The organism is Aneurinibacillus sp. REN35 (genome assembly GCF_041379945.2).
Lineage (GTDB): Bacteria > Bacillota > Bacilli > Aneurinibacillales > Aneurinibacillaceae > Aneurinibacillus.
The window spans coordinates 1-25,947 of sequence record NZ_JBFTXJ020000005.1 but is presented as its reverse complement, the minus strand read 5'-3'; the positions used below and the strand labels follow the sequence as shown (position 1 = coordinate 25,947).

25 protein-coding genes and 1 tRNA gene are annotated in these 25,947 nt (G+C 45.3%); 21 read left to right on the top strand and 5 right to left on the bottom strand.

All coding sequences use genetic code 11. The features are described from left to right. Nucleotides 1-124 precede the first annotated feature (124 nt). Nucleotides 125-427 carry a late competence development ComFB family protein gene (locus AB3351_RS11000; protein ID WP_371147196.1) on the top strand — a complete coding sequence of 101 codons (303 nt, stop codon included), beginning with the start codon at nt 125-127 and terminating at the stop codon, nt 425-427. 58 nt (nt 428-485) lie between these two features. Here AB3351_RS11000 and AB3351_RS10995 read toward each other — a convergent pair whose 3' ends face one another. Beyond that, entirely contained in the window at nt 486-872 is a 387-nt protein-coding gene (locus AB3351_RS10995) for a hypothetical protein (protein WP_371147195.1), read from the bottom strand. A gap of 276 nt (nt 873-1,148) precedes the next feature. On the opposite strand from AB3351_RS10995, the gene AB3351_RS10990 reads away from it, so the two are divergent. Further along, a tRNA-Ser gene (locus AB3351_RS10990) sits at nt 1,149-1,237 on the top strand. A gap of 54 nt (nt 1,238-1,291) precedes the next feature. Here the strand turns inward: AB3351_RS10990 and AB3351_RS10985 are convergent. Together AB3351_RS10985 and AB3351_RS10980 are read right to left on the bottom strand one after the other, a co-directional pair. Then, entirely contained in the window at nt 1,292-1,687 is a 396-nt protein-coding gene (locus tag AB3351_RS10985) for a hypothetical protein (RefSeq protein ID WP_371147194.1), read from the bottom strand. Nucleotides 1,688-1,715: 28 nt separating this feature from the next. Next, the gene (locus tag AB3351_RS10980) at nt 1,716-2,648 is read right to left on the bottom strand and encodes a MerR family transcriptional regulator (RefSeq protein WP_371147193.1); all 933 of its coding nucleotides are present in this window, start codon (nt 2,646-2,648) and stop codon (nt 1,716-1,718) included. A gap of 278 nt (nt 2,649-2,926) precedes the next feature. Here AB3351_RS10980 and AB3351_RS10975 point away from each other — a divergent pair, with 278 nt between their 5' ends. Together AB3351_RS10975 and AB3351_RS10970 are read left to right on the top strand one after the other, a co-directional pair. Beyond that, the gene (locus AB3351_RS10975; protein ID WP_371147192.1) at nt 2,927-5,404 is read left to right on the top strand and encodes a DNA translocase FtsK; all 2,478 of its coding nucleotides are present in this window, start codon (nt 2,927-2,929) and stop codon (nt 5,402-5,404) included. A 72-nt stretch (nt 5,405-5,476) separates the two neighbouring features. Beyond that, nucleotides 5,477-6,160 carry a hypothetical protein gene (locus AB3351_RS10970; RefSeq protein ID WP_371147191.1) on the top strand — a complete coding sequence of 228 codons (684 nt, stop codon included), beginning with the start codon at nt 5,477-5,479 and terminating at the stop codon, nt 6,158-6,160. A 51-nt stretch (nt 6,161-6,211) separates the two neighbouring features. Here AB3351_RS10970 and AB3351_RS10965 read toward each other — a convergent pair whose 3' ends face one another. Then, nucleotides 6,212-7,234: a ThiF family adenylyltransferase gene (locus tag AB3351_RS10965; RefSeq protein WP_371147190.1), complete on the bottom strand. Its 1,023-nt coding sequence runs from the start codon at nt 7,232-7,234 to the stop codon at nt 6,212-6,214. 190 nt (nt 7,235-7,424) lie between these two features. Between AB3351_RS10965 and moaA the strand changes: the two genes are divergently transcribed. The 16 genes from moaA to AB3351_RS10885 all read left to right on the top strand — a co-directional run bounded on the left by moaA (nt 7,425) and on the right by AB3351_RS10885 (nt 22,878). Next, entirely contained in the window at nt 7,425-8,426 is a 1,002-nt protein-coding gene (gene moaA, locus AB3351_RS10960; protein ID WP_371147189.1) for a GTP 3',8-cyclase MoaA, read from the top strand. Nucleotides 8,427-8,430: 4 nt separating this feature from the next. Beyond that, nucleotides 8,431-8,931, top strand: a complete 501-nt coding sequence (gene moaC, locus AB3351_RS10955; protein WP_371147188.1) for a cyclic pyranopterin monophosphate synthase MoaC — start codon at nt 8,431-8,433, stop codon at nt 8,929-8,931. Between the two features lie 84 nt (nt 8,932-9,015). Next, complete coding sequence (locus tag AB3351_RS10950) at nt 9,016-9,660, top strand: GntR family transcriptional regulator (protein WP_371147187.1); 645 nt, start codon at nt 9,016-9,018, stop codon at nt 9,658-9,660. A 122-nt stretch (nt 9,661-9,782) separates the two neighbouring features. After that, nucleotides 9,783-10,706: a 2,4-dihydroxyhept-2-ene-1,7-dioic acid aldolase gene (hpaI, locus tag AB3351_RS10945; RefSeq protein ID WP_371147186.1), complete on the top strand. Its 924-nt coding sequence runs from the start codon at nt 9,783-9,785 to the stop codon at nt 10,704-10,706. Continuing rightward, the gene (locus tag AB3351_RS10940; protein ID WP_371147185.1) at nt 10,703-11,494 is read left to right on the top strand and encodes a fumarylacetoacetate hydrolase family protein; all 792 of its coding nucleotides are present in this window, start codon (nt 10,703-10,705) and stop codon (nt 11,492-11,494) included. Before hpaI ends, AB3351_RS10940 begins: the two co-directional genes overlap by 4 nt. Next, nucleotides 11,475-12,989 (top strand): 5-carboxymethyl-2-hydroxymuconate semialdehyde dehydrogenase, encoded by a 1,515-nt coding sequence (hpaE, locus tag AB3351_RS10935; protein ID WP_371147184.1) that lies wholly within the window; start codon nt 11,475-11,477, stop codon nt 12,987-12,989. The genes AB3351_RS10940 and hpaE overlap by 20 nt, the downstream gene beginning before the upstream one ends. 101 nt (nt 12,990-13,090) lie before the next feature. Then, nucleotides 13,091-14,566, top strand: a complete 1,476-nt coding sequence (gene hpaB / locus AB3351_RS10930; protein WP_371147183.1) for a 4-hydroxyphenylacetate 3-monooxygenase, oxygenase component — start codon at nt 13,091-13,093, stop codon at nt 14,564-14,566. A gap of 244 nt (nt 14,567-14,810) precedes the next feature. Continuing rightward, nucleotides 14,811-15,800: a 3,4-dihydroxyphenylacetate 2,3-dioxygenase gene (hpaD, locus tag AB3351_RS10925; protein ID WP_371147182.1), complete on the top strand. Its 990-nt coding sequence runs from the start codon at nt 14,811-14,813 to the stop codon at nt 15,798-15,800. A 22-nt stretch (nt 15,801-15,822) separates the two neighbouring features. Beyond that, nucleotides 15,823-17,028: an ABC transporter substrate-binding protein gene (locus AB3351_RS10920; RefSeq protein WP_371147181.1), complete on the top strand. Its 1,206-nt coding sequence runs from the start codon at nt 15,823-15,825 to the stop codon at nt 17,026-17,028. An 88-nt stretch (nt 17,029-17,116) separates the two neighbouring features. Next, the gene (locus AB3351_RS10915; protein WP_371147180.1) at nt 17,117-17,998 is read left to right on the top strand and encodes a branched-chain amino acid ABC transporter permease; all 882 of its coding nucleotides are present in this window, start codon (nt 17,117-17,119) and stop codon (nt 17,996-17,998) included. Nucleotides 17,999-18,011: 13 nt separating this feature from the next. After that, on the top strand, nt 18,012-19,097 hold the full coding sequence (locus AB3351_RS10910; RefSeq protein WP_371147179.1) for a branched-chain amino acid ABC transporter permease: 1,086 nt from the start codon (nt 18,012-18,014) through the stop codon (nt 19,095-19,097). Next, nucleotides 19,094-19,879 carry an ABC transporter ATP-binding protein gene (locus AB3351_RS10905; protein WP_371147178.1) on the top strand — a complete coding sequence of 262 codons (786 nt, stop codon included), beginning with the start codon at nt 19,094-19,096 and terminating at the stop codon, nt 19,877-19,879. Before AB3351_RS10910 ends, AB3351_RS10905 begins: the two co-directional genes overlap by 4 nt. Further along, nucleotides 19,873-20,601 carry an ABC transporter ATP-binding protein gene (locus AB3351_RS10900; RefSeq protein WP_371147177.1) on the top strand — a complete coding sequence of 243 codons (729 nt, stop codon included), beginning with the start codon at nt 19,873-19,875 and terminating at the stop codon, nt 20,599-20,601. Before AB3351_RS10905 ends, AB3351_RS10900 begins: the two co-directional genes overlap by 7 nt. Before the next feature lie 25 nt (nt 20,602-20,626). Beyond that, nucleotides 20,627-21,085 carry a pyridoxamine 5'-phosphate oxidase family protein gene (locus AB3351_RS10895; RefSeq protein WP_371147176.1) on the top strand — a complete coding sequence of 153 codons (459 nt, stop codon included), beginning with the start codon at nt 20,627-20,629 and terminating at the stop codon, nt 21,083-21,085. 134 nt (nt 21,086-21,219) lie between these two features. Beyond that, nucleotides 21,220-22,095 carry an SDR family oxidoreductase gene (locus AB3351_RS10890; protein WP_371147175.1) on the top strand — a complete coding sequence of 292 codons (876 nt, stop codon included), beginning with the start codon at nt 21,220-21,222 and terminating at the stop codon, nt 22,093-22,095. Nucleotides 22,096-22,179: 84 nt separating this feature from the next. Then, a complete protein-coding gene (locus tag AB3351_RS10885; RefSeq protein ID WP_371147174.1) occupies nt 22,180-22,878 on the top strand; it encodes a manganese catalase family protein in 699 nt (232 codons plus the stop codon). 28 nt (nt 22,879-22,906) lie between these two features. On the opposite strand, the gene AB3351_RS10880 is transcribed toward AB3351_RS10885, so the two are convergent. Continuing rightward, entirely contained in the window at nt 22,907-23,986 is a 1,080-nt protein-coding gene (locus tag AB3351_RS10880; protein WP_371147173.1) for an SDR family oxidoreductase, read from the bottom strand. A gap of 218 nt (nt 23,987-24,204) precedes the next feature. On the opposite strand from AB3351_RS10880, the gene AB3351_RS10875 reads away from it, so the two are divergent. Continuing rightward, nucleotides 24,205-25,350, top strand: a complete 1,146-nt coding sequence (locus AB3351_RS10875; RefSeq protein ID WP_371147172.1) for a D-alanyl-D-alanine carboxypeptidase family protein — start codon at nt 24,205-24,207, stop codon at nt 25,348-25,350. The last annotated feature ends 597 nt before the right edge of the window (nt 25,351-25,947 follow it).

Sequence of the window (25,947 nt, the reverse complement as noted above, 5' to 3'; positions counted from 1 at the left end):
AAGTCCTGTGGGTCATATGAACCGCAGGACTTTTTACTTTTTATTGAAAAATGGGTTTTATTGTAGGAATTAAGCAGGAATTTGCAGAAATATATTATAATAGTGTAGAAGGGGAGGGAGAGAGATGAAGGTTATAAATATTTTAGAAGAGGTAGCATGGGAGGTACTGCAGGAACATTGGGACCGTTTAGCGATTCCCTGTAAGTGTGAACAGTGCAAGGGAGATATTTATGCCATCATGATGAACGGGCTGCCGCCACGTTATGTAACGACGAATTCGGGGCGTGTGTTCATAAAGCTTGAATATATGAATGAACAGTCAATAACCAATGTGCTGTGCCAACTGGCCAGAGCAGCAGACACCGTAGCAGCCAAGCCTTCTCACCCGACTCCTCAGTATAGGCTTTCGAATGGAGCGGAAGGATAAGAGTATATAAAAACAAGGGGCTGACCCATACGTTATTGGGAAGCCCCTTTAGGTGTATTTATTGTACGACAGTTAATGTACTGTAGCGAGCGAAATAATCAAGGAAAAGTTCATGTAACGGTACGATAAATTCCGTCTCTCCTTTTTCATAAATGCCAGAACGATTATGAATGCGCACATGTTTGGTCCGTATTTTATAGTAGGAAGAGGCAAAGGTGGTGCTGACCTGCTCTTGTGTATTACCGAGCGTGGGCATCATGATATGCTTTGTTTTTATCGTATGTGGAACCATGCTGATAATATGGTCAAAAAGAATTTGGTATGTGCAGTGGGGACGTTGGAGAATAATCTCTTTTGTAGTTACGCTGCATCCTAACTTCCCGTTTTTGTGTGAGAGTAGGAGTGTGCCTTCTGTATCTTTGACCCTGATAAAATCTTTATACATTGCTTACACCTCTTTCAATTTATATGAGATCATATCTGAATTGAGCCGATCAAATTTTGACAACTGAAAGAAATAAGCCGATGAACGATATGAGAACTCTAGTGTGTATCGCATAAGGGTTCCCCTAATGATAGTGATAAATGACCGAGATGTAAAGCAGGCGGACAGATCATTTTGCTGGAGAAAAAGGAAATGTTCGAAAAAATACTTGCACAGCTTATAGGGATATGGTAAATTCTTAAATATCGTTGTGGTGACAATGAATACATAAGGTATGGAGAAGTACCCAAGTGGCTATAAGGGGCTCCCCTGCTAAGGGAGTAGACGGGTTATGCCGTGCGAGGGTTCGAATCCCTCCTTCTCCGTCACGTACATACAATAAAAGACGCTATCGCATGCGATAGCGTCTTTTATGTTTGTTAATCCGTCTCCCAAGTAATCAGGTGTTTTCCATCTTCTACATGTTCAAATGCAAAGGCCATTTCATAGTCGCCTTTCTGATCGAGATGAACAGCATAGCCATCCTGGTATGTACCGGGTTCAAAAGTATGTTCGAATGCTTTTTTTCCATTTGGTGCGGTAACGGTAATGGTTACCTTTCCTTTTTTGAATTGGAGTTCCTGGACTTGAATGGCGAGTGCGCTATCTGGAATAGCAGGGATTTTCTTTGTTACGGTCTTATTGTATGACTCGTAGGACGCTTTGAATTCTTGGTCAGTAACGGATTCGACGGTTTTCGTACCATACTCTGTACAGCCTACAAGCGACATGATGCACAATACAAATAATAAAAGCCAGGACCATCGTTTTTTCATTGGGACGCTCCCCTCTCCATTTTTATGTTTATGTGGTGAGAATTCGACGCAGCCATTTTTCCCATTCTTTTCTTGTATTTCCAATATAATATGATTTAAGGGACTGGGGCAAGTTGTGACTGTCCATCGCTCTTCCGCCCACGCCGAACATAATTGAAGGATTCGTAGTATGAATGTCCTCAATTAAACGAATGAGATTTGGAATATTCTTCTCAAGGGTAATGGAAATACAGATGATCTGCGGCATAAGTTCAGGAATAATCTGGCGTACGCTATCAAGCGGCGTATTGGCGCCAAGAGAATACACATCAAGACTATGCTGGCGCAGGAAAAGTGAGAAAAGCGTAATTCCAATCGTATGCTGCTCTTCAGGTCCGGCCATTGTCAAAACTCGTGGCATGGCTGGATTGACCTTAGTATAGCGGAAAAGCTGCTGAATGCGCTGATTCAACAGGTGGCTCGCATAGTGCTCATGTGCTACTGTAATGGTATTGCATTCCCAGCGGTCGCCAATCTCAATAAATACAGGAAGGATAATGTGGTGAAGTACATCATCCGGCTGCCATAAGGCCATGGATTGGTCGATAATTGCATGGGCCTCCGCTTCTTGAAAAGAAAGAAGAGCTTTAATGAGTCTCTCCTGTTGTTTTTTGATAAGTGGGAGCGCTTCTTTTTCCTGCTCCAAAGAAGGGGGAAGAGTACTCGGATGAACGTGTAATTGCCCCTGCTGCCGTGCCTTAAGAATTTCAACGGCTTTGCTTATATGAAGTCCCTTCTCTACTTGTTCTTTGAGCCAGTGCAGGGTAGCCACGTCCTCTTCAGTATAGAGACGATGCCCCGACTCTGTTCGCTGCGGTTCAATCATGCCGTAACGTCGCTCCCAGGCGCGCAGTGTATGGGTGGTGATGCCGACCAGATGGGAAACTGCTTTAATATTATATTTTCCTTGTGAGTTTTTCATATGTTAAACCCTTTCTAGCTATATAACACATACATGATTGACAATATCCGATTGGGATTTTCCTTGTAACTTTATTATACGTTAATTATACATGATAGTTTTATATTTAGAAAATAGAGCGGATTCTTTCGACTTCTTATGTACCTGTCCAAAACGCGAAATCGTGCTACAATACAATAAGTGATGATACAAATAGGCCGCTTTTTGCAACGGGCGGTTCGGCGTTTTGTTAAGTAAGGAAGAAGCGAAAGAAGCGGAGAAAGAAAGGAAGAGGCGCTTTGAAAGAATGGCTTGAACGATTCAAAGAATGGCTCCTGGCGGAAGACTATGTACATAAGGAAAAAGAACGCAACGTAGAAGCGGAAGTCGAAACGTATGAAGAAGAATATGAACAGCTCGAACCGCAGGTTGCTCCAATTCCAGTCTCAGGTAAACACCTGACAATCCGCACAGCCAATATTTATCCGAAGCAGACGGTTGAAAGAGATGTAGAGAGGCGTAAAGCTTCCAAATATAAGAAAGTCAATCATACCGATCAAGGGGCTTCTGTGAATGCCCGTACTCTGTCTAAACGGAAGCGGGAGAGAGGCAATTTTCCTTTTCCGCTTATTCCTGATGACATTCCGATTCAACAGCATATGAGAGCAAAGGATGCGGAGGAGAATACGAGCAGAGAGCAGCAGGTTCCTGTGCAGCCCGCCTCTTATCCGGCTAAGACGCCGCATGAAGAAAAAGAGGGGCGAAGAGAAGCACCGCGTAAGATAGGGGAGAATAAGCGACCGTTTCGACCGACAGAGATCATTTCACCTATTTATGGACGTAAGCGTCCGGAAGAAATGGAAGAAGACGAACCTATTAAAGAAGAGATACCAAGAGAACAGGCGTTTAATACACTAATCCATCCAATGGAATTTAAACAGCAGACAAAGATAGAAGTAAATGATGCTCAACTCCAAGAGAAGCATATGCCAGTAGAAGAGAAGGAGTCTTTTCCAATTAAGGGAGAAGAAGAACGCTTGCCTTCTACGGAGGCGGATGAACGTATAGCAAGGATGGAAAGAGAGATGCCGCCGCAACCGCAACCACAGCAGATAATTGCAGACCGTTCTTCAAGATGGGAGCCTGCTGCTGAGCTCATTGAGAAGAAAGAAGAGCCAGCACCAGCACCGATGCTGCTAGAGCAAAAAGTAGAGTCAACAGGCGACCAGCGGCTTCTCTCAAACTTTAGTATACAACCTATGCGTGAGAAGCCCGTACAGCCGGAGCCGCCCCAATGGAGCGGACCGTCTACTGCAATGCCGACACCGATTGCACCAATAGATGGAATCTATAAGCGGCCTGGGCTATCTTTGTTGATGGCTCCACCAAATGTACAGACTGAGGATACAGAACATACGAATCGCCAGCGTGAAGTATTGGCAACTACGCTGCATAACTTTAATGTGAATGCAGAAGTCATCGGGGCCGTACGAGGGCCGACCGTAACCCGCTATGAGATCCAGCCAGCACCCGGTGTAAAAGTTAATAAAATCACGAATCTGATTGATGATATTAAGTTAAGTTTGGCTGCCCGTGATGTTCGGATTGAGGCTCCGATACCAGGCCGTTCTGCGGTGGGCATCGAAGTGCCGAATGAGCATAGCGAACCGGTATTTTTACGTTCTATTCTTGAATCTAAAGCATTTGAGGAAGCAGCATCTCCGCTTACCGTAGCGCTTGGTATGGATATTGGCGGCGAGCCGATCTTGGCTGATCTAGCCAAAATGCCGCACGGTCTGATTGCCGGTGCAACCGGTTCAGGAAAAAGCGTATGTATTAACTCGATTATTTTGAGCTTGTTGTACAAAGCAACACCGGATCAGGTAAGGCTTCTGCTTGTTGATCCAAAAGTGGTGGAACTTGCGCCGTATAATCACCTGCCGCATCTTGTTACGCCGGTTGTTACAGATCCAAAGCAAGCAACTGCTGCACTCAAATGGGCGGTGCAGGAAATGGACAGCCGATATGAGAAGTTTGCTGAGGCCGGTGCACGTGATATTTCTCGTTATAATGATTTGATGCGGCGCGCATATCCGGACGACAAGGAATACCTCATGCCAAGCATTGTCATCATTATTGACGAATTAGCCGACTTAATGATGGTAGCCCCACATGATGTTGAGGAGGCTATCTGTCGAATTGCCCAGAAAGCGCGGGCCTGCGGTATTCACCTGCTTGTTGCAACACAGCGTCCATCCGTCGATGTCATTACAGGCTTAATTAAGGCAAATATACCAACCCGGATTGCTTTCTCGGTATCCTCTCAGATCGACTCCCGTACCATTCTTGATATGAACGGTGCAGAACGTCTGCTTGGGAGGGGCGATATGCTGTACTTGTCGAGCGGAAGTTCCAAGCCTGTTCGCCTTCAAGGACCGTATGTGTCCGATGATGAAATCGAGTCGGTAACAGCGCAGATTTGCGGACAGACAGAACCGAATTATTTGTTTGAAAAAGAAGATTTGACGCAGGCGATGATGTCTGAGAATACGGATGAGTTATTCGCTGAAGTTGTCCGCTTTTGTGTAGAGAACGGTCAAGCATCGGCTTCGCTTCTGCAGCGGAATTTTCAGGTGGGATATAATCGTGCTGCCCGTTTGATTGATATGATGGAGGAGAAAGGGTTTATCTCTGGGCAGACAGGTAATTCTAAGCCGCGTGATGTATTTTTGACGATGGCTGAGTATGAGGAATTGTTCAATAAGGATGCTAGATGACATCATATCGAATGCCAGCGGTTTCGTGGTATACTAGAAGCAAACACTCGTAAAGTAAGGAGTTGAAGCGTCTTGCAAAATGAGGATGGATCTCCGGTTCTTGTCGATTTCTTTGCTGAACGAGAAGCGAAACAGCGAGCATTTAATGAGTTGCATGAGCATTTAATGGATAAACTTCGTGAATACGCGTGCCACGCATTGAATCTGCGGGAAAAAGTGCGGGCAAAGCACGTATTTCGTAGCAAGGTTAACCTGTCTCCAGAAGCGCTGTTGACGCCGTTCTGGGAGGCACAGTACGGTATTTGGCTGCTGCTTGAATATCAGAATATCAAAGGTGAGCGGCTTATCGAGAAGTATCTGCTTGATCCGGATACAGACCTGCCGGAACAAGAACTCCACCTCGCTGCCCATTGGATGGCCGCCTACCCGTCTGTATATCGTGTAGAGGAAGCGTGGGAGGAAGGGTATCGACTCATCGATGTATGGGGTGAAGAGATGGTTGACGTAGCGCTAGGAGATCGGGAGCAGGTGCGCAGCGAGTTTATGATCGGACAATATTTGTTTGCGCGTCTTACAAAAGTAGGCTTCGCCTATCGCGTGATCGGACCGTACGCATTGATTAACAAAGATGGCGTAGATGTGATGAAAAAGAAACTGGAAGAAAATTTTGAACAGAGCAAGGAAGAAAACAGTCAGTGGTCCTGGCGCTTATTCATGCAGCATCATGGAATCGAAGTACTGCGAATGCACGAGTAAAAACATAAAGAAGGCACGCGCTTCCCTGTGAGCGCGTGCCTTTTGTATGAACTATGAGCCGATATATCTTGCATAAAGTGAACGAGCCATGGTAATATCATCCGTTCCTTGAATGACCACACGCCCATTTGGAAAGATGACGAGGACATAGTCTTCTGTATGAAAACGCAAAAGAAATTTGTTTCGCTCTACATCCCCAAGTCGTGCGAGCCGTTGCTCCATAACCTCTAAGTTCAACTTTTGATCTTGCGTAGGGCTAATCTGTACGCTGTCACGTCCACAAAGGGAGGTGATCGTATCTTCATCACCCGATAGTTCAAGGAAAGTAAAGTGACCTTTTCCGCAGGTTGGGCAATTCGGGTTTCGTTTATTCGACATATTCATTCGGGTATGCATATTGCGCCAGACTTCCATGTGCTCAAGATTTGGATTGTAGCTTTTCTCATCACCAACGAGCAGCTTAAGCCCTTCGACAGCTTGATATGAAGCGACGATATGGATGATCGGTCCAATAACACCCGCCGTATCACATGTCTCGCCTCCGGTTGGTGGCTCTGGAATAAAACAGCGGAGGCATGGGGTGATATGCGGTCGGATAGCCGTGAACATTCCCTTAGCACTGACTACTCCTCCATACACCCACGGAATGTTATGTTTAACTGCTACATCATTAATGAGGAAACGAATGGCGAAGTTATCTGTTCCATCAAGGATGAGGTCACAGTTTGTAAGCAGCTCTTCGGCATTCACTGCTGTAATATCAGCAATAACAGGCTCAATTGTTACCCGGCTGTTGATTCGCTTCAGCTTTTCTGCTGCAGCGGCGGCCTTGGGTATATGATTGGCCGCATCTTCTTCATCATATAGCATTTGTCGCTGGAGATTGCTCATCTCCACGAAATCCCGATCAATAATTCGTACGTATCCTACGCCGGCCCGCACCATATGATTTGCCAGTACCGCACCTAATGCGCCTGCGCCTACGATGGTTACTCGGCTTATTTCCAATTTTTCTTGTCCTGCTTTGCCGATTGGGGCAAACAACAATTGTCTTGAATAACGTGTATCTATCATGAGATGCTCCCATTCTCTCGAATTTCCCTTATATTGTATCATGTTTTGGGGGAGAAGCCCACGGGTGCAAGACGGAGGCTTTTGACATCCGCATGCTGCACATTCTTCACTGTTCATATATTTCCAATGTAAGCAAAATTATAGTATACTAATGAGACTCGAAAAAATGAGTTAAGGAGATGCGTGCTTTATGAAAAAATTGGTTGATAGATTTGGCCGCGTCCATGATTATTTGCGAATTTCGGTCACTGACCGCTGCAATTTGCGCTGTGTCTACTGTATGCCGGAAGAAGGAATGGAGTTCGAACCGAGTGAGAACATTCTTCGGTATGAAGAAATTGCTGAAGTGGTTGCAGCTGTCGCCAAAATGGGTGTACGCAAGCTGCGTCTGACCGGCGGTGAACCGCTCGTTCGCAAGGAAATTGAAAAATTAATCGCTATGCTGTCCGCAATTCCGGGCATTGAAGATATCGCGTTAACCACCAATGCAATCTTTCTCGCACAAAAAGCGGACGCGCTCAAAGAAGCGGGTGTGACTCGTGTGAACGTTAGTCTTGATTCGCTTCGTTCGGATCGCTTTGCGCTCATTACACGCGGCGGAAGTCTAAAGCGTGTGCTTGCTGGACTAGATGCCGCTGTGCGCGTTGGTTTTTCTCCGATTAAGCTAAATGTTGTGCTTATGCAGGGGCAGAATGATGATGAGATTGAAGACTTCATTCGTCTCTCGTTAGACAAGCCGCTGCAGATTCGGTTTATTGAATACATGCCGATTGGTCATAATGATGATGGCTGGCGCAAGCATTATCTTTCGCTTGATACTGTTTTTGAGCGTGTGAAGCAGATGGGTTATACGTATGAGCCTGCTGGAGATGTATATGGAAACGGACCGGCGGATAACTACCGAATTCCAGGTGCTTCTGGCACATTTGGCCTGATTCATCCAGTAAGTGATCACTTCTGTGATAATTGTAACCGTCTGCGCTTGACAGCCGATGGAAATATCAAGCCTTGCCTGTATTGGGATGATGAGTGGAATGTTCGTCCGTTAATAGGAGATGAGCAGGCTATTCAGAATTTATTCCTGCGTGCGATTGATGCCAAACCAGAAAATCATGAGATGGCCCAAGCGTTGGCGAAGGAATCGCAATCTCATACGCCGACGGTTCGTCGAATGTCGCAAATAGGAGGATAGGAAAATGAGTGAATCGCTTACTCATTTTAATGAGCAGCAACGCGCCCGAATGGTTGATATTACCGAGAAGCAGGTTACAGAACGAATCGCTGTCGTAAAAAGCAGGGTCGTCATGAAGCCGGAGACGCTTACTCGAATTAAAGAAGGGCGCATTAGTAAAGGCGATGTATTGGCGGTCGCACAGGTGGCAGGTATCATGGCTGCTAAGAAAACATCCGATATGATACCGATGTGCCATCCCCTCGCATTGACAGGGGTAGACATTCGTTTTACCGATAATAATAAAGATACGCTGTATATTGAAGTTACTGTCAAAACAAAAGGGATGACCGGTGTGGAGATGGAAGCATTGACCGCGGCTTCTGTAACCGGACTTACCATATACGATATGTGCAAAGCGATGGACAAAGAAATGGTTGTCGGCCCGACCTATCTGGCTAAGAAAACCGGTGGTAAGAGCGGAGATTTTGCTAATAATATGAAAGTAAACCTCACGTTTGAATAAAACGTGAGGTTTTTTTGTGAAATCATATATGATTTTTGCGATAATTCTGTTGAAATCATATATGATTTCATATATGATAAGGATATGAAAAAGCTAGCGATAAGCAAAACACAGCACGCGTATAATTTTATTCGTTCCGGCATTCTTAATGGAACGTATGGTCCGGGTCACCGGGTCATCATCGATCAGATTGCAAAAGAACTTGGATTAAGTATTATTCCAGTAAGGGAGGCGATTCGACAGCTAGAGTCTGACGGTCTTATCCAATATAAGCCTTATAGCGGTGCGATTGTCAGTACAATTAATGAAACAGAATATGCGGATACTTTGTCTGTATTAGCTGTCCTTGAAGGATATGCGACAGCACTTGCTGCGAAGTATTTGACATCTGCGGATTTTGCGGAACTAGAAGGGCTGAACAACCAGATGAAAGAGGCATTAATTGCTTTTGAGTTTGAACAGTTTGGCCAATTCAATCGGCAGTTTCATCATATCATCAGCGAAAAATGCGGAAACGAGTATTTACAGGAAGAAATTAAAAAAGTGATGAGCAAGATTGATACGCTTCGTCGTTCTGCTTTTACGTTTGTGCCGCAGCGTGCTAGAAAATCAGTGGAAGAACATGCTCAAATTATTCAGTTGCTCCAAGAACAAGCCTCATTTGATAAAATCGAATTCATAACGAGACAGCACAAATTAAATACAGTAAACGCATTGCGTAACCGTTAGTCATCTTACTTGCATCTAGGAACATGCATCATATTTCCAAAGGGGCAAGTATTTTTTTTGGATTAATATTTCTGAAAATAATATATTTTTAAATAATATATGAAAAGCGGGAGGTAGTAGCTATGTATCAAGAAGCAAAACAAAGACTTAGAGGCTCAATCGCGCCGATCATTACGCCATTTGATGAGCACATGAATGTCGATACCGAAGCTTTGAAGGGATTAATCGAATGGCATATCGAGAGCGGTACCCATGGCATTTCGGTTACAGGTACGACGGGAGAGCCGAGCTCTCTAACAGTAGAGGAACGAGAAGTAGTCATGGAGACGGCGATTAAAGCAGCGGAAGGAAGAGTTTCGGTTGTGCCAGGCACCGGCTCTACAAACCATGCGGAAGCACTGCATTTAACAAAGCGTGCACAGGAAATGGGTGCCGATGCGGCCATGGTAATTGTACCGTACTATAATAAACCGAACCAGCAGGCGCTCTACCAGCATTTTAAAGCGATTGCCAATTCTGTAGATATCCCGATTATCGTTTATAACATTCCAGGACGAACAGCGACCAATCTAGAAGTGAAGACGCTTGCCCGCCTTGCGGAAGATTGCAAAAACATAATCGGGGTGAAGGAGTCGAACAAAGATTTCGAGCACATCAACCGGGTATTGCTGAATTGTGGCCGTGATTTCCTGCTTTATTCAGGCATTGAACTGCTTTGCTATCCGATGCTTGCTATCGGAGGAGCGGGACATGTAAGTGCAACTGCAAACGTCACACCGAAAGAAGTGGCTGATCTCTACAATCTGTGGACGAACGGTGAGGTAGAAGCAGCGATAGATCTGCATTATAAAATGATGCCACTCAATGACGTACTCTTTAAGGATACGAACCCTGGACCGCTGAAAACGGCAATGGGTATGATGGGCAAAATCAATCCGGCGCTTCGCCTTCCGATGGGGCCTCCTTCTGCAGAACTGCAGGAAGAGATTCGGCAGACGCTGGCAAGCTATGGACTGTTAGATGAGAAGGTGGGGGCGCAAGGATGATGCACGCAAGATTTGTTCATGAAGGTCGTATCGTCAATGGCACTGTGCAGGGAGATATAATCGTAGACACAGCGGGTCGGGAGCATCATAGTGATGCGATTCAGCTATGGCTTTCACCAATTGTACCGAATAATATGATCGGTCTTGCGCTTAACTATGCTGACCATGCGGAAGAGCTTGGACTTGAAAAGCCGGCTGAGCCGGTACTATTTATCAAATCAAACAGCACGCTTATAGGCCACAAGGCTCCTGTCTATTATCCAAACGGAGCTACCTATATGCATTATGAAAATGAGCTGGCTGTTGTTATCGGCAGAGAAGGAAGGAACATTAAGCATGCTCATGCTTATGATTACGTGAGCGGATATACGATTATTAATGATGTAACGGTACGTGATTTCGTTAATAATTTTTATCGCCCACCTGTTCGTGCAAAAGGGCACGATACGTTTGGGCCGATGGGGCCGTATTTTGTTACAAAAGAAGACATTCCAAATGTGGAGAATTTGGAGCTTCGTACATATGTAAATGGCGAGCTGCGCCAGTGCGGCAATACGAAGGATTTAATGTATTCCATTCCGGACATTATTGAATTCGTCAGCTCGTTTATGACATTAGAGCCAGGAGATGTTCTGCTTACGGGAACACCGAAGGGCATTTCCCATGTAAATCCAGGTGATACGATGCGCCTTGAAATCGACGGACTTGGAGCGCTTGAAAATCCAGTACTTGACGGTCGTACAACGACAGTTGCTGGAGGTGAGAGCTATGAACAAGTTCAGCATTGAACGCGTTCTGCACTATATTGATGGCCGATTCGTTGAAGGGATAGCAGGCAAAGCATTTGAGAATATAAATCCATCCAACAATCAGGTGTTGAATGAGGTAGCGGAAGGGGAAGCCGCCGATATCCATCTTGCCGTACAAGCGGCGCGAAGAGCATTCGATGAAGGACCATGGCGGACAATGAGCGTTAGCAAGCGAATGCACTATATTCTGCGAATTGCTGAGCTGATTGAGGCCAATGCCGAGGAGTTATCCTATCTTGAATCGTTGGACACGGGACTTCCGATTAGCCAGACAAAAAAGCAGGCCGCCCGTGCGGCCGAGAATTTCCGCTTTTATGCCGAAATGGTAAAAAGCCGTATGGTTGGTGAGGCCTATCAAGGGGATGAGGCATTTATCAACTATACGATTCATAAGCCGGTGGGTGTTGCAGGACTGATCACCCCGTGGAATGCCCCATTTATGCTTTCTACATGGAAAGTAGCTCCGGCACTTGCCACGGGCAATACATGTGTGCTCAAACCGGCGGAATGGTCACCGCTTACGGCAAATAAATTGGCGCAAATCATCGACGAATCGGGACTGCCCAAAGGTGTGTTTAATGTTGTGCATGGTTTTGGTGAAACGGCGGGCGCTTCGCTTGTAGCCCATCCCGATGTGCAGCTAATTTCCTTCACCGGCGAGACAAAGACAGGCTCGGAAATCATCAAAAACGGTGCGGATACTCTCAAACGCTGCTCGATGGAATTAGGGGGGAAATCACCTGCCGTTGTATTTGCTGATGCGGATTTTGAACGGGCATTAGATGCGGTCGTATGGGGGATATTCTCCTTTAATGGCGAGCGCTGTACCGCAAATTCTCGCCTATTTATCCAGGAAGAACTGTACGATCGATTTGTTGCCGCACTACGGGAGAGGATAACTACTATTGTGGTTGGCGACCCGATGGATGCAGCGACGGAGGTAGGGCCTCTCATTCACCGCAAGCATTGGGAGAATGTGACCGGCTACATCGCCTTAGCGGAAGCGGAAGGAGCACAGGTTCTCAGCGGCAGTATTCCGGAGAATCTCCATGCGGGCAATTATGTAGCACCTACACTTCTTCTAAACTGCACGAATGAGATGAGAGTAGCCCAAGAAGAGATATTTGGTCCAGTGCTGGCCGTGATTCCGTTCCGCGATGAAGCAGAAGCACTTCGGATGGCCAACGACATTAAGTATGGACTGGCTGCTTATGTTTGGACGAATGACATTAAGCGTGGACATCGTCTGGCTCAGGGTATCGAAAGCGGAATGGTATGGGTAAATTCACAAAACGTCAGGGATTTGCGAATTCCGTTCGGCGGCTCTAAAGCGAGTGGCATCGGTCGAGAAGGCGGACACTATAGCTTTGAATTCTATACGGAGATGCAGGTCGTTCATGTAGCGACAAGCGACCATCATATTCCACAGTTTGGTAAAAAGAAGCGAATTGAAACAGAGAAAGCTGTGAAATAAAGCCAGAGTCGATATCTCAGGGAGAAGCGGGCGCGCTTCGGCTGCTCCTTCTCCATTCTACTTACTACAAACATAAAAATTATGAGGAGGAAAGATAGGATATGCCAGCACGTACAGGACAGCAGTATTTAGAAGCGTTAGATGCAGCCAACAATAACGTATGGATTCACGGGGAAAAAGTAGAGAAAGTATCGGAGCACCCGGCTTTTCGTAATATTGTGCAAAGCATGGTGAACCTGTATGACCTTCAGCATGAAAACGAGGAAAAAATGCTGTATACATCACCAACAACGGGTGAGAAGGTAGGCCTTTCTTTTATTGAACCGAAAACAAAAGATGATTTGGTAGCTCGCCGTGAGATGGTTACAGAATGGGCTCGTTACTCCGGTGGCATGATGGGACGCTCTCCTGATTATCTTAATACAAGTATTATGTCGTTTGGTACGGCCGCTTCTTTCTTTGCTCAGGCTGACCCCCGCTTCGGTGAAAATGCCCGCAATTACTATGAATACTGCCGGGAAAATGATATCAGCCTGACCCATACGCTGATTCATCCACAGGCCAACCGCTCAAAAATGCAATCTGATCAAAGAGATCCGTATCTGTCGGCACGCATTACGAAAAAAACCGCTGACGGTATCATCGTTAACGGCTGCCGCCTGCTTGCTACATTAGGCGGTGTCACGGATGAGATTGTCGTATTCCCTTCCACGCTTAACAAGGCGACTTCGCAAGATGATCCGTATGCATTTGCATTTGGCATCCCCAATAATACACCAGGATTGAAATTCATTTGTCGTGAAGCGTTCGACTATGGAAAGAATCAATGGGATCATCCGATGGGATCCCGCTTTGATGAAAGCGATGCCATTGTTGTTTTTGAAGACGTGCTCGTACCTTGGGAAAGAGTATTTGTGTGCGAAAGCACGGACATTTGCAACCGTACGTATGTAGAAACAAATGCAGTTATCCATATGACACATCAGGTTGTAGCAAAAAATACGGCAAAAACAGAATTCGTGCTAGGAATTGTTTTGAGTATTATTGATGCGATTGGCATCGAGCAATTTCAGCATGTTAAGGAGAAAGCATCGGAAATCATGATTGCACTCGAAACCATGCGCTCTCATATGTTCCGTGCTGAACAGAACGCATCGATTGATCGATATGGAAATATGACACCGGATTTTGCGCCGCTGAATGCTGCGCGTAACTGGTATCCAAAAGTGTATCAACGCATGGTGGAAATCATCCGTATTCTTGGTGCATCCGGATTAATGGCGATTCCGACAGAGGATGACTTTGCAAGTGAGGAAATCGGCCACCTGATGCATCGCTATAACCAGGGGGCTAACATTGATGGATATGAGCGTGTGCAGCTATTCCGTCTTGCCTGGGATATTACGATGAGTGCGTTTGGTACACGCCAGGCGCTGTATGAGTACTACTTCTTCGGAGATCCGGTCCGTATGTCGAATGTATATTACGATATGTACTCGAAAGAGCCGTACAAAGCGATGGTCAAAGAGTTTCTTGACAGAGTTAAGCAGCCGACACATAACTATGCAAGGGTGTAGAAAGACGGATGAACGGGTTAGGTGCAGACTAGTAAAAGCAAGTCCTTTTGCTAGTCTTCTTTACACCCGGTCATAAAAATTAGTGCAATGTTCACTCATAGCAGGACGAGGAAAGATCGAAGATGAAAGGGAGAGCAGGATTTCAATAGGGAAAAAGGCGACGGTCTTTTTCTTCGCTGGATCGGTGGTCTCCTTCTTTTCCAGCCTTTCGTATAGTTTTTACAGAAAAAGGAGGAGAAAAATAGTGGGTGGTTTTGACATTATTCGTTTAGCTCATGTTGAATTCAATGTGACAGATTTGGAGAAAGCTCGTGATTTCTATGTACGCGCCCTTGGCTTTATTGAAACGGAGTCGGATGAAGCCCATATTTATCTTAGGGCGATTGAAGATGCGAATCATCATTGTCTTGTATTGACGAAAGCTGATACGCCAAGCCTTAATCATATTGCGTATCGGGTAGCCTCAGAAGAACAACTGTACAAGCTAGAGGCCTTCCTTTTGACGCAGAATGTACCCCTCCGATGGGTGGAGAAAGGTGAAGAGCGGGGACAGGGCCGTGCACTGCGCATGCAGGACCCTGGCGGTATTCCGGTTGAATTCTTCTTTGAAATGGAGAAGGCGGAGCGCATGCTGCAGAAGTTCGATCTTCATACCGGTGCAAAAATCAAGCGTATTGATCATGCGAATTGTTTAGTGACTGACATTAATTATCTTAATACATGGTATATGAAAGAATTAGGATTTAAGTGTTCAGAGTACACGGTAACAGGACAAGGTGAAGAGGAGTCACTCTGGGCTTCCTGGCTTCACCGGAAACCAAGTGTTCATGATTTGGCGTTAATTAATGAGCGGGGACCCCGTCTGCATCATATCGGCTTTTGGGTAGATGATGCAAAATCCATTCTTGACGCTTGTGATTATCTGGCAGCTTCCGGTTATGCCATGCATATCGAACGAAGTCCGGGACGTCATGGAACGTCTAATGCCTTTTTTGTATATGTGCGCGATCCGGATGGACATCGCCTCGAATTATATACGGGCGATTACTTTACAGATGATCCGGATTGGGAGCCTGTTAAATGGCATTTGGAAGACCCACAGCGTGCAACATTCTGGGGAACAGAGCCACCGCAGACATGGAAGACACAAGCAATGCCCGTCCAGCACATTTTGACAGGGGAATTGGTAGAGATTAAAGAACCGGTAGTAAAAAAGCCGCAAGAACAAAAATAAAAAAAAGAGGGGACGAGGGGTCATGAAAAAGCTGGCTTTTCTGTTGTTGACTCTGATAGTAGCATTTTCAGTGATTGGATGTACAGGCAAGAACACAGAAACAAGTGGAGGAAGCAAAGAAGCGGGGGCTGGTGGCAGCGCACAGGGGAGCAGTGAGCCTATTAAAATCGGCGGTGTCTTCGCCGCTTCCGGAAGCTCTGCCTCACTTGGTAAGCCTGAGATGGACACGTTGAATATGATGGCGGAAAAGATTAATGCCGAAGGGGGCGTCAATGGCCGAAAAATTGAAGTCATTGCCTATGATGATAAATCCGATCAGAATGAAGCAGTGATCGCTATCAAAAAGCTGATTGAACAAGATAAAGTTGTAGCCGTAATTGGCGGTACTACCTCTGGCAGTTCGCTGGCTATGATTCCACAGGCGGAAAAAGCAAAGATTCCGTTCATTTCCGTGGCAGCCAGTAAAAATATCAACAAGCCAGTTAAGAAGTATGTATTTAAGACTGCGCAGGGAGACGATGTCGTCATTCCTCGTATTATAGATTATCTGAAAAAACAAAATATTAAAAAGGTAGCTTGGCTTAGTGTTGACAATCCTTTTGGATCTAGCGGTAAGGAAGAGTTTGACGTTTTGGCAAAAGAAGCCGGAATTGAAATTGCAATCTCTGAAGTGTTTGAAGCGACGGTAAATGATGCAAAACCGATGCTAACGCGCGTAAAACAGACAAATCCAGAAACGATTATAGTATGGGGGACGGCACAGGAATCGGCCATTGTAACAAAAAATATTCGTGAGCTTGGCATTCAGGCACCGGTTGTTGAGTCGCATGGTATTGGTAATAAGAAATTCATTGAATTGGCTAAAGATGCGGCCAACGGCGTGGTTTTCCCGGCTGGGCGTCTGCTTGTTGCTGATCAAATCCCAGCGGATAGCAAACAGAAACCGGTGCTGGAAGCATATGCAAAAATGTTTAAAGAAAAATATAACACAGAACCGAGCACATTTGGTGGGCATGCGTATGATGCATTTGAAATCCTGATGGCTGTGATAAAGTCCACGGGAGATGATAAGGAGAAAATCCGCGCTGCACTAGAAACTAGCACGAAAGAATTTACGGGTGTAACGGGTGTGTTCACAATGTCAGAACAAGAGCATAACGGACTGCAGGCGGATTCGCTGGCGATGATCGAAATTAAAGACGGAAAATGGATGTTAAAAGAAAACTAGAGAGAGCGACGGGAGGGCTGGATTCCGGCCTTCCCTTTCCTACATGTAGCTGACATGCAAGCGAAAAAAGAGAGGAAGTGAATCAGACATGGGAGATGTAAGCCAAATCATTCAGCTTATTTTTTCCGGGCTTACGATTGGTAGTATTTATGCGCTAATTGCCATCGGATTTGTTATTACGTATAACATTACGGGAGTATTGAACTTCGCACAGGGAGAGTTTGCGATGTTGGGCGCTTTGATCTGCGTATCACTCGTGGGAAGTGGACTGCCGTATGTAGGTGCGATTGTTCTAAGTATTGCGGCGGTCATTGTCATTGCTGGCTTATTTGAACGTGTAGCCATTTATCCGGCACGCCAGTCTAGCATTCCGACGCTTATTATTATTACGATTGGCGTAGCCATCTCATTACGCGGCATCGCATTGTTTATTTGGGGGACGGAACCGCACAATCTAGCTCCGCTTACTTCTGGAAAAGCTCTTACCCTCGGTGGTGCCGTTATTCAGATGCAGAGTCTTTGGGCCATTGCTGTCTCTTTGCTTAGTCTTGTCTTTATGTACATATTCTTCGAGAAGACATTCATTGGAAAAGCGGTTACAGCTTGTGTAGTTAATCGTTTTGCCGCCCGCTTAATGGGCATTCGTCCGGAGAAAATGTCCTTAATTTCGATCAGCGTCAGCGGTGGACTCGGGGCATTGGCCGGAATTATTATCGCCCCGATTTCTGGCGCGACATATAGCATGGGTCTAATGCTCGGAATGAAAGCGTTTATTGCCGCCGTCATCGGTGGTTTATCTAATGCTCCCGCCGCAATTGTAGGAGCGATGATGATTGGGTTGTTGGAGTCGTTTACAGAAGGATTATGGACCACTGGGTTTAAAGATGCAGTAAGCTTCGGTGTATTGCTGCTCGTCTTGTTCCTTTTGCCAAATGGCATTTTTGCCAAAGCTTCCGGAAAGCGCGTATAAGGGGGGAGCCAGAATGAAACCGGATTTGCACAGGATTTATAATAGGAGCCTGAAAGCTCCAGCTGCGCTTGCTGTGCTGTTGTTTGCTTTTCCCTTTGTTGTTCCATCCCCGTATTTTGTCGGTCTTATGGTTCTAATTGGTTTTTACACGATCGTTGGAACCGGATTGTCCATGCTAATGGGATACGCCGGGCAGATTTCGCTCGGCCATGCCGCGTTCTATGGTGTAGGCGCCTATACCTCTGCGATTATGACAGCGAAAATGGGGATGCCCTCGGTTGTCGGAATTGTAGCGGGTGCGCTTGTAGCTTTGGTAATCGCATACATTGTCGGTATGCCGACCTTAAAACTGACAGAACATTATCTTGCTCTGGCAACACTCGGATTTGGAGTTATTATTTTTATCGTATTTAAGCAATTTAAGAGTCTTACGGGAGGTCTGGATGGCTTTTTTGGTATTCCTCCATTTGAGATATTCGGGTTTGCGTTTATGACGGACTTTGCTTATTACTATCTCGTTTGGCCGATTGCTCTATGTGGGATTTTATATGCTCGCAATGTGACACAATCGCGAGTCGGGCGAGCCCTTCGTTCGCTTCATGGCAGTGAGACTGCGGCTAATGCACTTGGCGTCAACATTCAAAAATATAAGCTTCAGGTATTTATGATGAGCGCTGTATATGCAGCGATTGCGGGGAGTCTATATGCTCACTATGTGACCTTTATCAGCCCGCAGTTGTTCGAAGTGATGACATCCATTCACTTTTTAATTATGGTCATCATCGGCGGAGTGGCGAATATTTGGGGGGCGCTGGTCGGTGCGGCCGTCTTCGTTTTTTTGAGCGAAGGATTAAAAGAAGTGGTACCTCTTATTATGAGTCATGCAGGCGGAGAGTTCGAAATTGTCTTCTTCGGTATCCTGCTTGTTGTGCTGTTAATTTATATGCCGCAGGGCTTAATGCCGGCTTTCGATAAGGCATGGAAAAAACGGATATTGCATAAAGATGAAAGCTATGATGAAAATAGCACAGATACGAATGTACAGCTAGAAAATGAGCGGGAAAATCAAGTGAGAATGGTAGGAGGTGGAGAGGGATGAGTGAGCAAACGCCGCTTCTTTCCGTCCGTGGTTTAACTAAGAGCTTCGGTGGTGTAACGGCGGTACATGATGTATCGTTTGATATTTTTCCAGGAGAGATCGTAGCTGTTATCGGGCCGAATGGTGCAGGGAAGACGACGCTGTTCAATATGGTTACTGCCGTTTTGCCTGCGACATCCGGTTCTGCCTGTTTTGATGGAGTAGAAGTTTTAGGGAAAGAACCGTTCGAAATTGCAACGCTCGGCATTACGCGTACGTTTCAGAATTTGCAAATCTTCGGCAATATGTCGGTTGTCGAAAATGTTATGACTGGCATGCATACCCGTGGTCGCTGTGGGCTATTAGGTGCAGGATTCCGCCTGAGGAGTGTCGCTTTAGAAGAAAAGCGTATGCTTGAGAAAGCCTTTGGCTATCTAGATATGGTGGGAATGCTGCCTAAAGCATACGAGAGCGCCGCTATGCAGCCTTATGGGAATCAGCGACTGATCGAGATTGCACGTGCGGCGGCGGCTGAGCCAAAGCTGATCTTGCTTGATGAACCGATGGCAGGCCTGAATCCAGAAGAATCCCGTGAGCTGGTGAATGTGATTTTACAGATGCGAAAAGCAGGTATGACCTTTTTATTTGTTGAACATGACATGGAGACGGTAATGACGACAGCCGACCGAATTGTTGTACTTGATTACGGCGGCAAAATCGCGGAAGGTACGCCAGAAGAAATTTATAACGACCCACGTGTTATAGCCGCGTATCTAGGTGATGAGGAGGTTCTATCATGTTAAAGGTGACGGGGCTGCATACGTATCACGGTTATCTTCATGTATTGAATGAGATCGAATTCTCTTTGCAGAAAGGAGAAATACTTGCCATTGTCGGTTCGAATGGAGCGGGAAAAAGCACGTTGCTTGGTACGATTGCAGGTATTTATGCTTCACAAGCAGGAAATATTGTTTTCGAAGGCGAAGATATTTCAAGAATGCGTGCCGAGCAGGTTGTTGCGAAGGGGATTGCGCTTGTACCAGAGCGGCGTCAAATATTTGATGCCCTTTCAGTAAAAGATAATCTTATTCTTGGATCGTATCACCGTTTTCGACGAGAGCGGCGACAGGTCATGAGGGATTATGAAAAAATGCTAGCATTTTTTCCGCGTCTTACATCCATGCTGGACCGGCCGGGCGGGCTATTAAGTGGAGGAGAACAGCAGATGGTAGCCATTGCGAGAGGGTTAATGGCTAATCCAAAGTTAATCATGCTTGATGAGCCATCGCTTGGCTTAGCCCCGCTTATCGTAAAAAACATTATGGAAATTCTTAAACAGTTGAAAGAGGAGTTTGGAACTACCGTGATCTTAGTAGAGCAAAACGTAAAGGCAGCGCTCGCTATTGCCGATCATGCCTGCGTGCTGGAGAGGGGCCATATTGTTATTAGCGGAACAGCGCAGGAAGTGGCAGATAATCCAGCTGTTCGCGACGCCTATCTTGGTAAGGGAAAAAGAGCAATATAAGCTACAAGACAAAGGAGTAGATACTATGGCAAAAAAAGCGGAAATACCAACAACATTAACAGAGCAGCAAAAAGATTTACTGAATGAAGAGACCCTGGTGCTGCTCAGCACAGTAGATGCTGATACGGATACCCCTACGGTGAATGCGATCTCTTGGGTGAAGGCGCCTTCTGAGGAGACCATCCGTTTTTCGGTGAGCGCTTCGTCTAGAATCGTGACCAATGTGAAGGCGAACCCGCGTGTAACCCTATGCATCATCGGTTTGGAATCCGTGTATTCCATCACAGGTACCTGCACGGTACTAACGGAAAAAATGGAAGGCGTAGCTATGCCGCTTGCTAACATTGAAGTCAGCATCTCTGCCATATTCGAGAGCATGTTCTGGGGTGCAAAAATTACCCAAGATCCGAAGTTTGAGAAAACGTATGACGTTGAGAAGGCAAAAGCGCTCGATGAGCAAGTATATGCCGCTATGCTGAAATAAAAATAGATGGACCAAGCGAAGCTGCTGTGATGCAGCTTCGCTTTTTTTATGGAAATAGATTGGTTCAATTTAAGACAGAGCGGGAACAACATATACGATGACAGTTTATACTTCTCTTGAAAGGATGATCGATTATGGCACAGAAAAACAGCAAAGACAAATTAGTATCTATGGCTCCGCAGCATGGTTATCTGCAGCCGGATATCGAATCACAGATGTCCCCTCAGCCTAATGCAGAGGATTATAATTATAAGCCAGGCGGCAAGCTTAAAGGTAAAGTGGCCTTAATTACTGGTGGTGACAGCGGCATTGGACGGGCGGTCGCTATCGCATATGCGAAGGAAGGGGCAGACGTCTGCATTATGTATTTGGAGTCTGATAGTGACGCGCAGGAGACAAAGCGCCAGGTAGAAGAAGAAGGACGCCGCTGTCTAACGATTGCAGGCGATGTTGGTGATGAGGAATTTTGCCAGGGAGCCGTTCAGAAGGTTATTGACGAGTTAGGGCAGCTTGATATTCTTGTAAATAATGCAGGGGAGCAGCATGTACAGGAGAACTTTGAAGATATTACGTCTGAGCAGTTGCATCGTACATTCCAAACCAATATCTTCTCCATGTTTTATTTAACCAAAGCCGCGTTGAAGCACTTAAAGTCAGGCAGTGCTATTATTAATACGGCTTCAATTACCGCGTACAAAGGACACCCGCTGCTCATTGATTACTCATCAACAAAAGGGGCGATCGTTTCATTTACTCGTTCCTTGTCCATCTCCCTTGCAAAACGCGGCATCCGAGTGAATGGTGTTGCGCCGGGGCCGATCTGGACACCGCTGATTCCATCTACGTTCACACCGGATAAAGTGGAGAAGTTCGGAAAAGATACACCAATGCAGCGTCCGGGTCAGCCGGAAGAGCTTGCGCCAAGCTATGTGTTCCTGGCATGTGATGATTCGTCCTATATTAGCGGGCAGATGATTCATGTGAACGGCGGAACTGTATTGAACGGGTAAAAATACGAAAGCATCTGTTTACGATACTGAAAAGCAGGGAAAAGACCGCTTGTATCCATTTGAATCATACAGGAGGTCGAGCCAATGTTTGAACATCGCAAGAAACTTATGTATGAAGTAAAAGTGAGCCAAGCTGATCCACGCTTTGCTAAGCTGTTGTTAGAACAATTCGGTGGAGCTAACGGTGAGCTAGCCGCCGCGATGCAATACTTTGTCCAAGGAATCGGCTGTCGTGATCCGAAGCTTAGAGATATGTTTATGGATATCGCTACAGAAGAAATTAGTCATCTCGAGATGGTAGGAACGTGTATTGACATGCTGATCAAAGGCCATCCAAATGAAGAGTATTATGAAAGTGAACTGTTCGACGTAGTGGGAGGCAACGGTCCTGATTTGATGAACAGTCACGGTGTAAAGTGGACAGCCGATTATTTAAAAGTCAGCGGCGAGATTGCCAGCGACCTACTTAACGATATTGCAGCCGAAGGGCGCGCCAAAATTACGTATGAAAGACTAATGGGACAGACGGATGACCCGTTGGTGATCGATACATTGAAATTCTTAATGACGCGGGAAGTAACACATATTCGAAACTTCCAAGAGGCACTTTATTCCCTTGAAGAGCAGATGCCAGGCACTATGGCCGGCTCGCCTGAATTCGTAAGAAAATATTTCAATATGTCTACAGGTGAGACGGATGCACGCGGGCCATGGAATGCGGATGATACATTCGAATATGTAGATAAGCCTGAGCCCATGGGCAATAACCCGCTGATTGATTAGGAAAAATAAAAAAGAAGAAAGCGGAGCGTTAGACGAGAACGCTCCGCTTTTTTGTGCCTGTGCTGGTCGTGTGATGATACCCGTTGATAATTCGTGTAAGCATAGCCTCATCCATGGATAGACCAGGGAGACCGGCATTACTGAGCAGCAGCTGTGTGTTTGTATCAGTGAACTGAATGTGTCTATGCATATAAACCTCATATGCGGCAATCAATTCGTTGAGCAACAGCTCGTCCGCTGATAAATCCTGTGGGTTTTCAGCCGAAACCAAGCGGTCTGCCAATCCAAGATGATCACATATGAGAGAAAGGATTTTTTCGTTTGTAGGCGCCTGCGCATTTGTAATTGAATAAATCGTTCCTGACTCTGCGTTTGTCAGAGCGCCGAACAATACGCGGCATACATAATCAATGGGGACAAGATTTGAAGTACCCTTGGATGCAGCATGAATACGATAGGTATACGCAGCATCACTTTTTGCCATGATGCGTCTTTGAAATACATGAATCCCCCGGATAAAGCCGTATAAAGCGACTGTGGAGTCAGATTTTCCGGAAGTGGAATCTCCTACGATAATAGATGGACGAAAAATGGACGTGTGCATTTGGTCCTGGTATGAGAAAACGAGATGTTCAGCCCGACACTTGCTTTCTTCATACGGATTGTTGAACCTGCTTCGTATATCATAAAGCTTTTCATGTCCGTGTTCGTTTCTGCCAACTGTATAGGCGGTACTAACGTAGAAGAAACGGGGAATGCTAAGGGATGCGGCCAACTCAAGGGCATGTGCAGTTCCGTTGTAATTAATGGAAAACAGCGTTTCGCGCATACTTTCGTCAAATTTAACAAGAGCGGCAATATGATAAAAGGCATCGATCTTCTTTTCTAATTGACAACGAATAGAGTTTTTGATCCCAAGAAAAGGAAGAGTGATATCCCCTTCGATAATATGCAGTCGATTACGAAGCTCTTTATCAAGGGAGGAAGCGAATTGGTGCGCTTTACGTATGCTGCGTACAACAATATGCACATGATGCCCTTCAGTAAGCAGAACAGTAGTAAGGGCTCCGCCTACAAAGCCTGTTCCGCCGGTCAATAAAATGTTCATGGATTCAACCTTTCGTAATAAAAATATGTCATAGTTAAAAATCGGAGTAATAAGCGTCGAAAATTATGGACAAAGTTATAACTTTCTTCACTTTTCTCAGTTTTTTCTCATCATTTATACTATTTTATATGAAAATGATAAAGCGATCCTCTCTATTTTTACTAAAAAAAATATTTTTCTTTTTATTTATATTGCAAACGTTGTTCCCGGTGCCTAGTATGGCTGCACCTGCCATGGAAGCGGATGTTTCATCTTCAGCAGCGGCACAAGAAACGGCGAACCAGATTTCATTACATAGTCATGCTGCTATTCTTATCGATTCCCGTTCCGGTGATGTGTTGTACGAAAAGAATAGCGAAGAAAAAATGGAGCCGGCCAGCATTACAAAAATTGCTACCGGGATTATTGCGCTAGAAGCGGATCGGTCCGATGAGCAGGTGACCGTATCACGCAATGCAAGGCAAAGTGATGGGACGCGGATCTTTCTAGCGGAGGGTGAGCAGAAGCCGCTAAAAGACATGGTATATGGTCTTTTAATGAATTCAGGAAATGATGCTGCTGTTGCCATCGCAGAACATATCGATGGGAGTGTAGAAGCATTCAGTAAGAGAATGAATACGTTTGCAGCTTCTGTGGGAGCGCATAATACGCATTTTACCAATCCAAGCGGCCTGCATGAAAAGGAACATGTAACAACTGCTGCAGATATGGCAAAAATCTCAGCCTATGCGATGAAGAATACAAAGTTCCGGGAAATTGTCGGCACAAGGGTTAAACCATGGGAAGGGAAGGAATGGAAAAGCAAGCTTATTAATCATAATAAGATGCTGGTGTCTTATCAGGGAGCCAATGGGATAAAGAACGGCTTTACCCAACAATCGGGCTTTACGCTTGTTACTTCAGCGAAGCGGGATGACACGGAATTCATTGTTGTATTATTGAAAGCCGATAACAATAATCAAATTTACAAAGATGCTACAAAGCTGCTGGATTACGGCTTTTCCCACTATAAAACCGTACCGGTACTGCGAGCTGGAGCGAAAATCTCGGAGGATGGACATACGTATGCAGCAAGCGAGAATGTGTATGCTTCCATTCCTAAAAATGATGAGTTTAAAGCTCGCGTGGGGGCTGAGAATGTTCTGCTTGTAGAAACAACATCTGGTCTTATACGCCAATATCCTTCTGCATTGACAAAGGAAGAGGAGTTGACGGCGGGCGCGCCGCTTACATCCACAGTGGATACGGAGGAGGTTGGAGTATTACACAGTCTCCCTGAATTTTTAATGATGTTTTTTTGGTGGCTGATGCTCTTTTTTATGAGCTGGATGATGGTTCTGTTGCTTAAAGAGAGACGTATGTGATCGATTTTCTTACCTCTGATGATGCGGTGGTTCTAAGGGTCTCCCGTGATATTGTGACAGAAGGATAAGATGAATAATAGGTATAGAAAAAGCAGATTCAATTGTAAGCATTCGAGAAGAAACTTCAGCAGGCAGATAGCGGTAAGATAAAAGAAATAAACGACAGGGCTTTTGGACGGGAAAGCGAGTCAAAGCTAATGGATGCGATTCGAATAGTCAGCCTTTCGACGTTCCTTCTGAAGCATTCTCATTTCATCTGTGTAGGTGAAAAATAATTCTGAGGGAGAGGCCGATTTCCATAGTATACAGGGAATCGGCTTTTTTAAAAAAATATAGAAATATTTTCTTGCTGTATCTCTTGTTTATTTGAGAAAAACATGATAAATTATTTCTTGCTAGTTTTAAAATTTACATTTGTATTTTTGACTTGCACGATTTTGTTTTTTCACATACGATCAAAAAAATGCTTGCAATGTAAATGTAAATATAATAAAATAATAAAGTCGCCGCTGAGATACAGAGCGGTGCAAAAGCGTACTAACAAGTTCCTTGAAAACTGAACAGTGACACTCGATGTGTGCGAGTAAATATATCTGT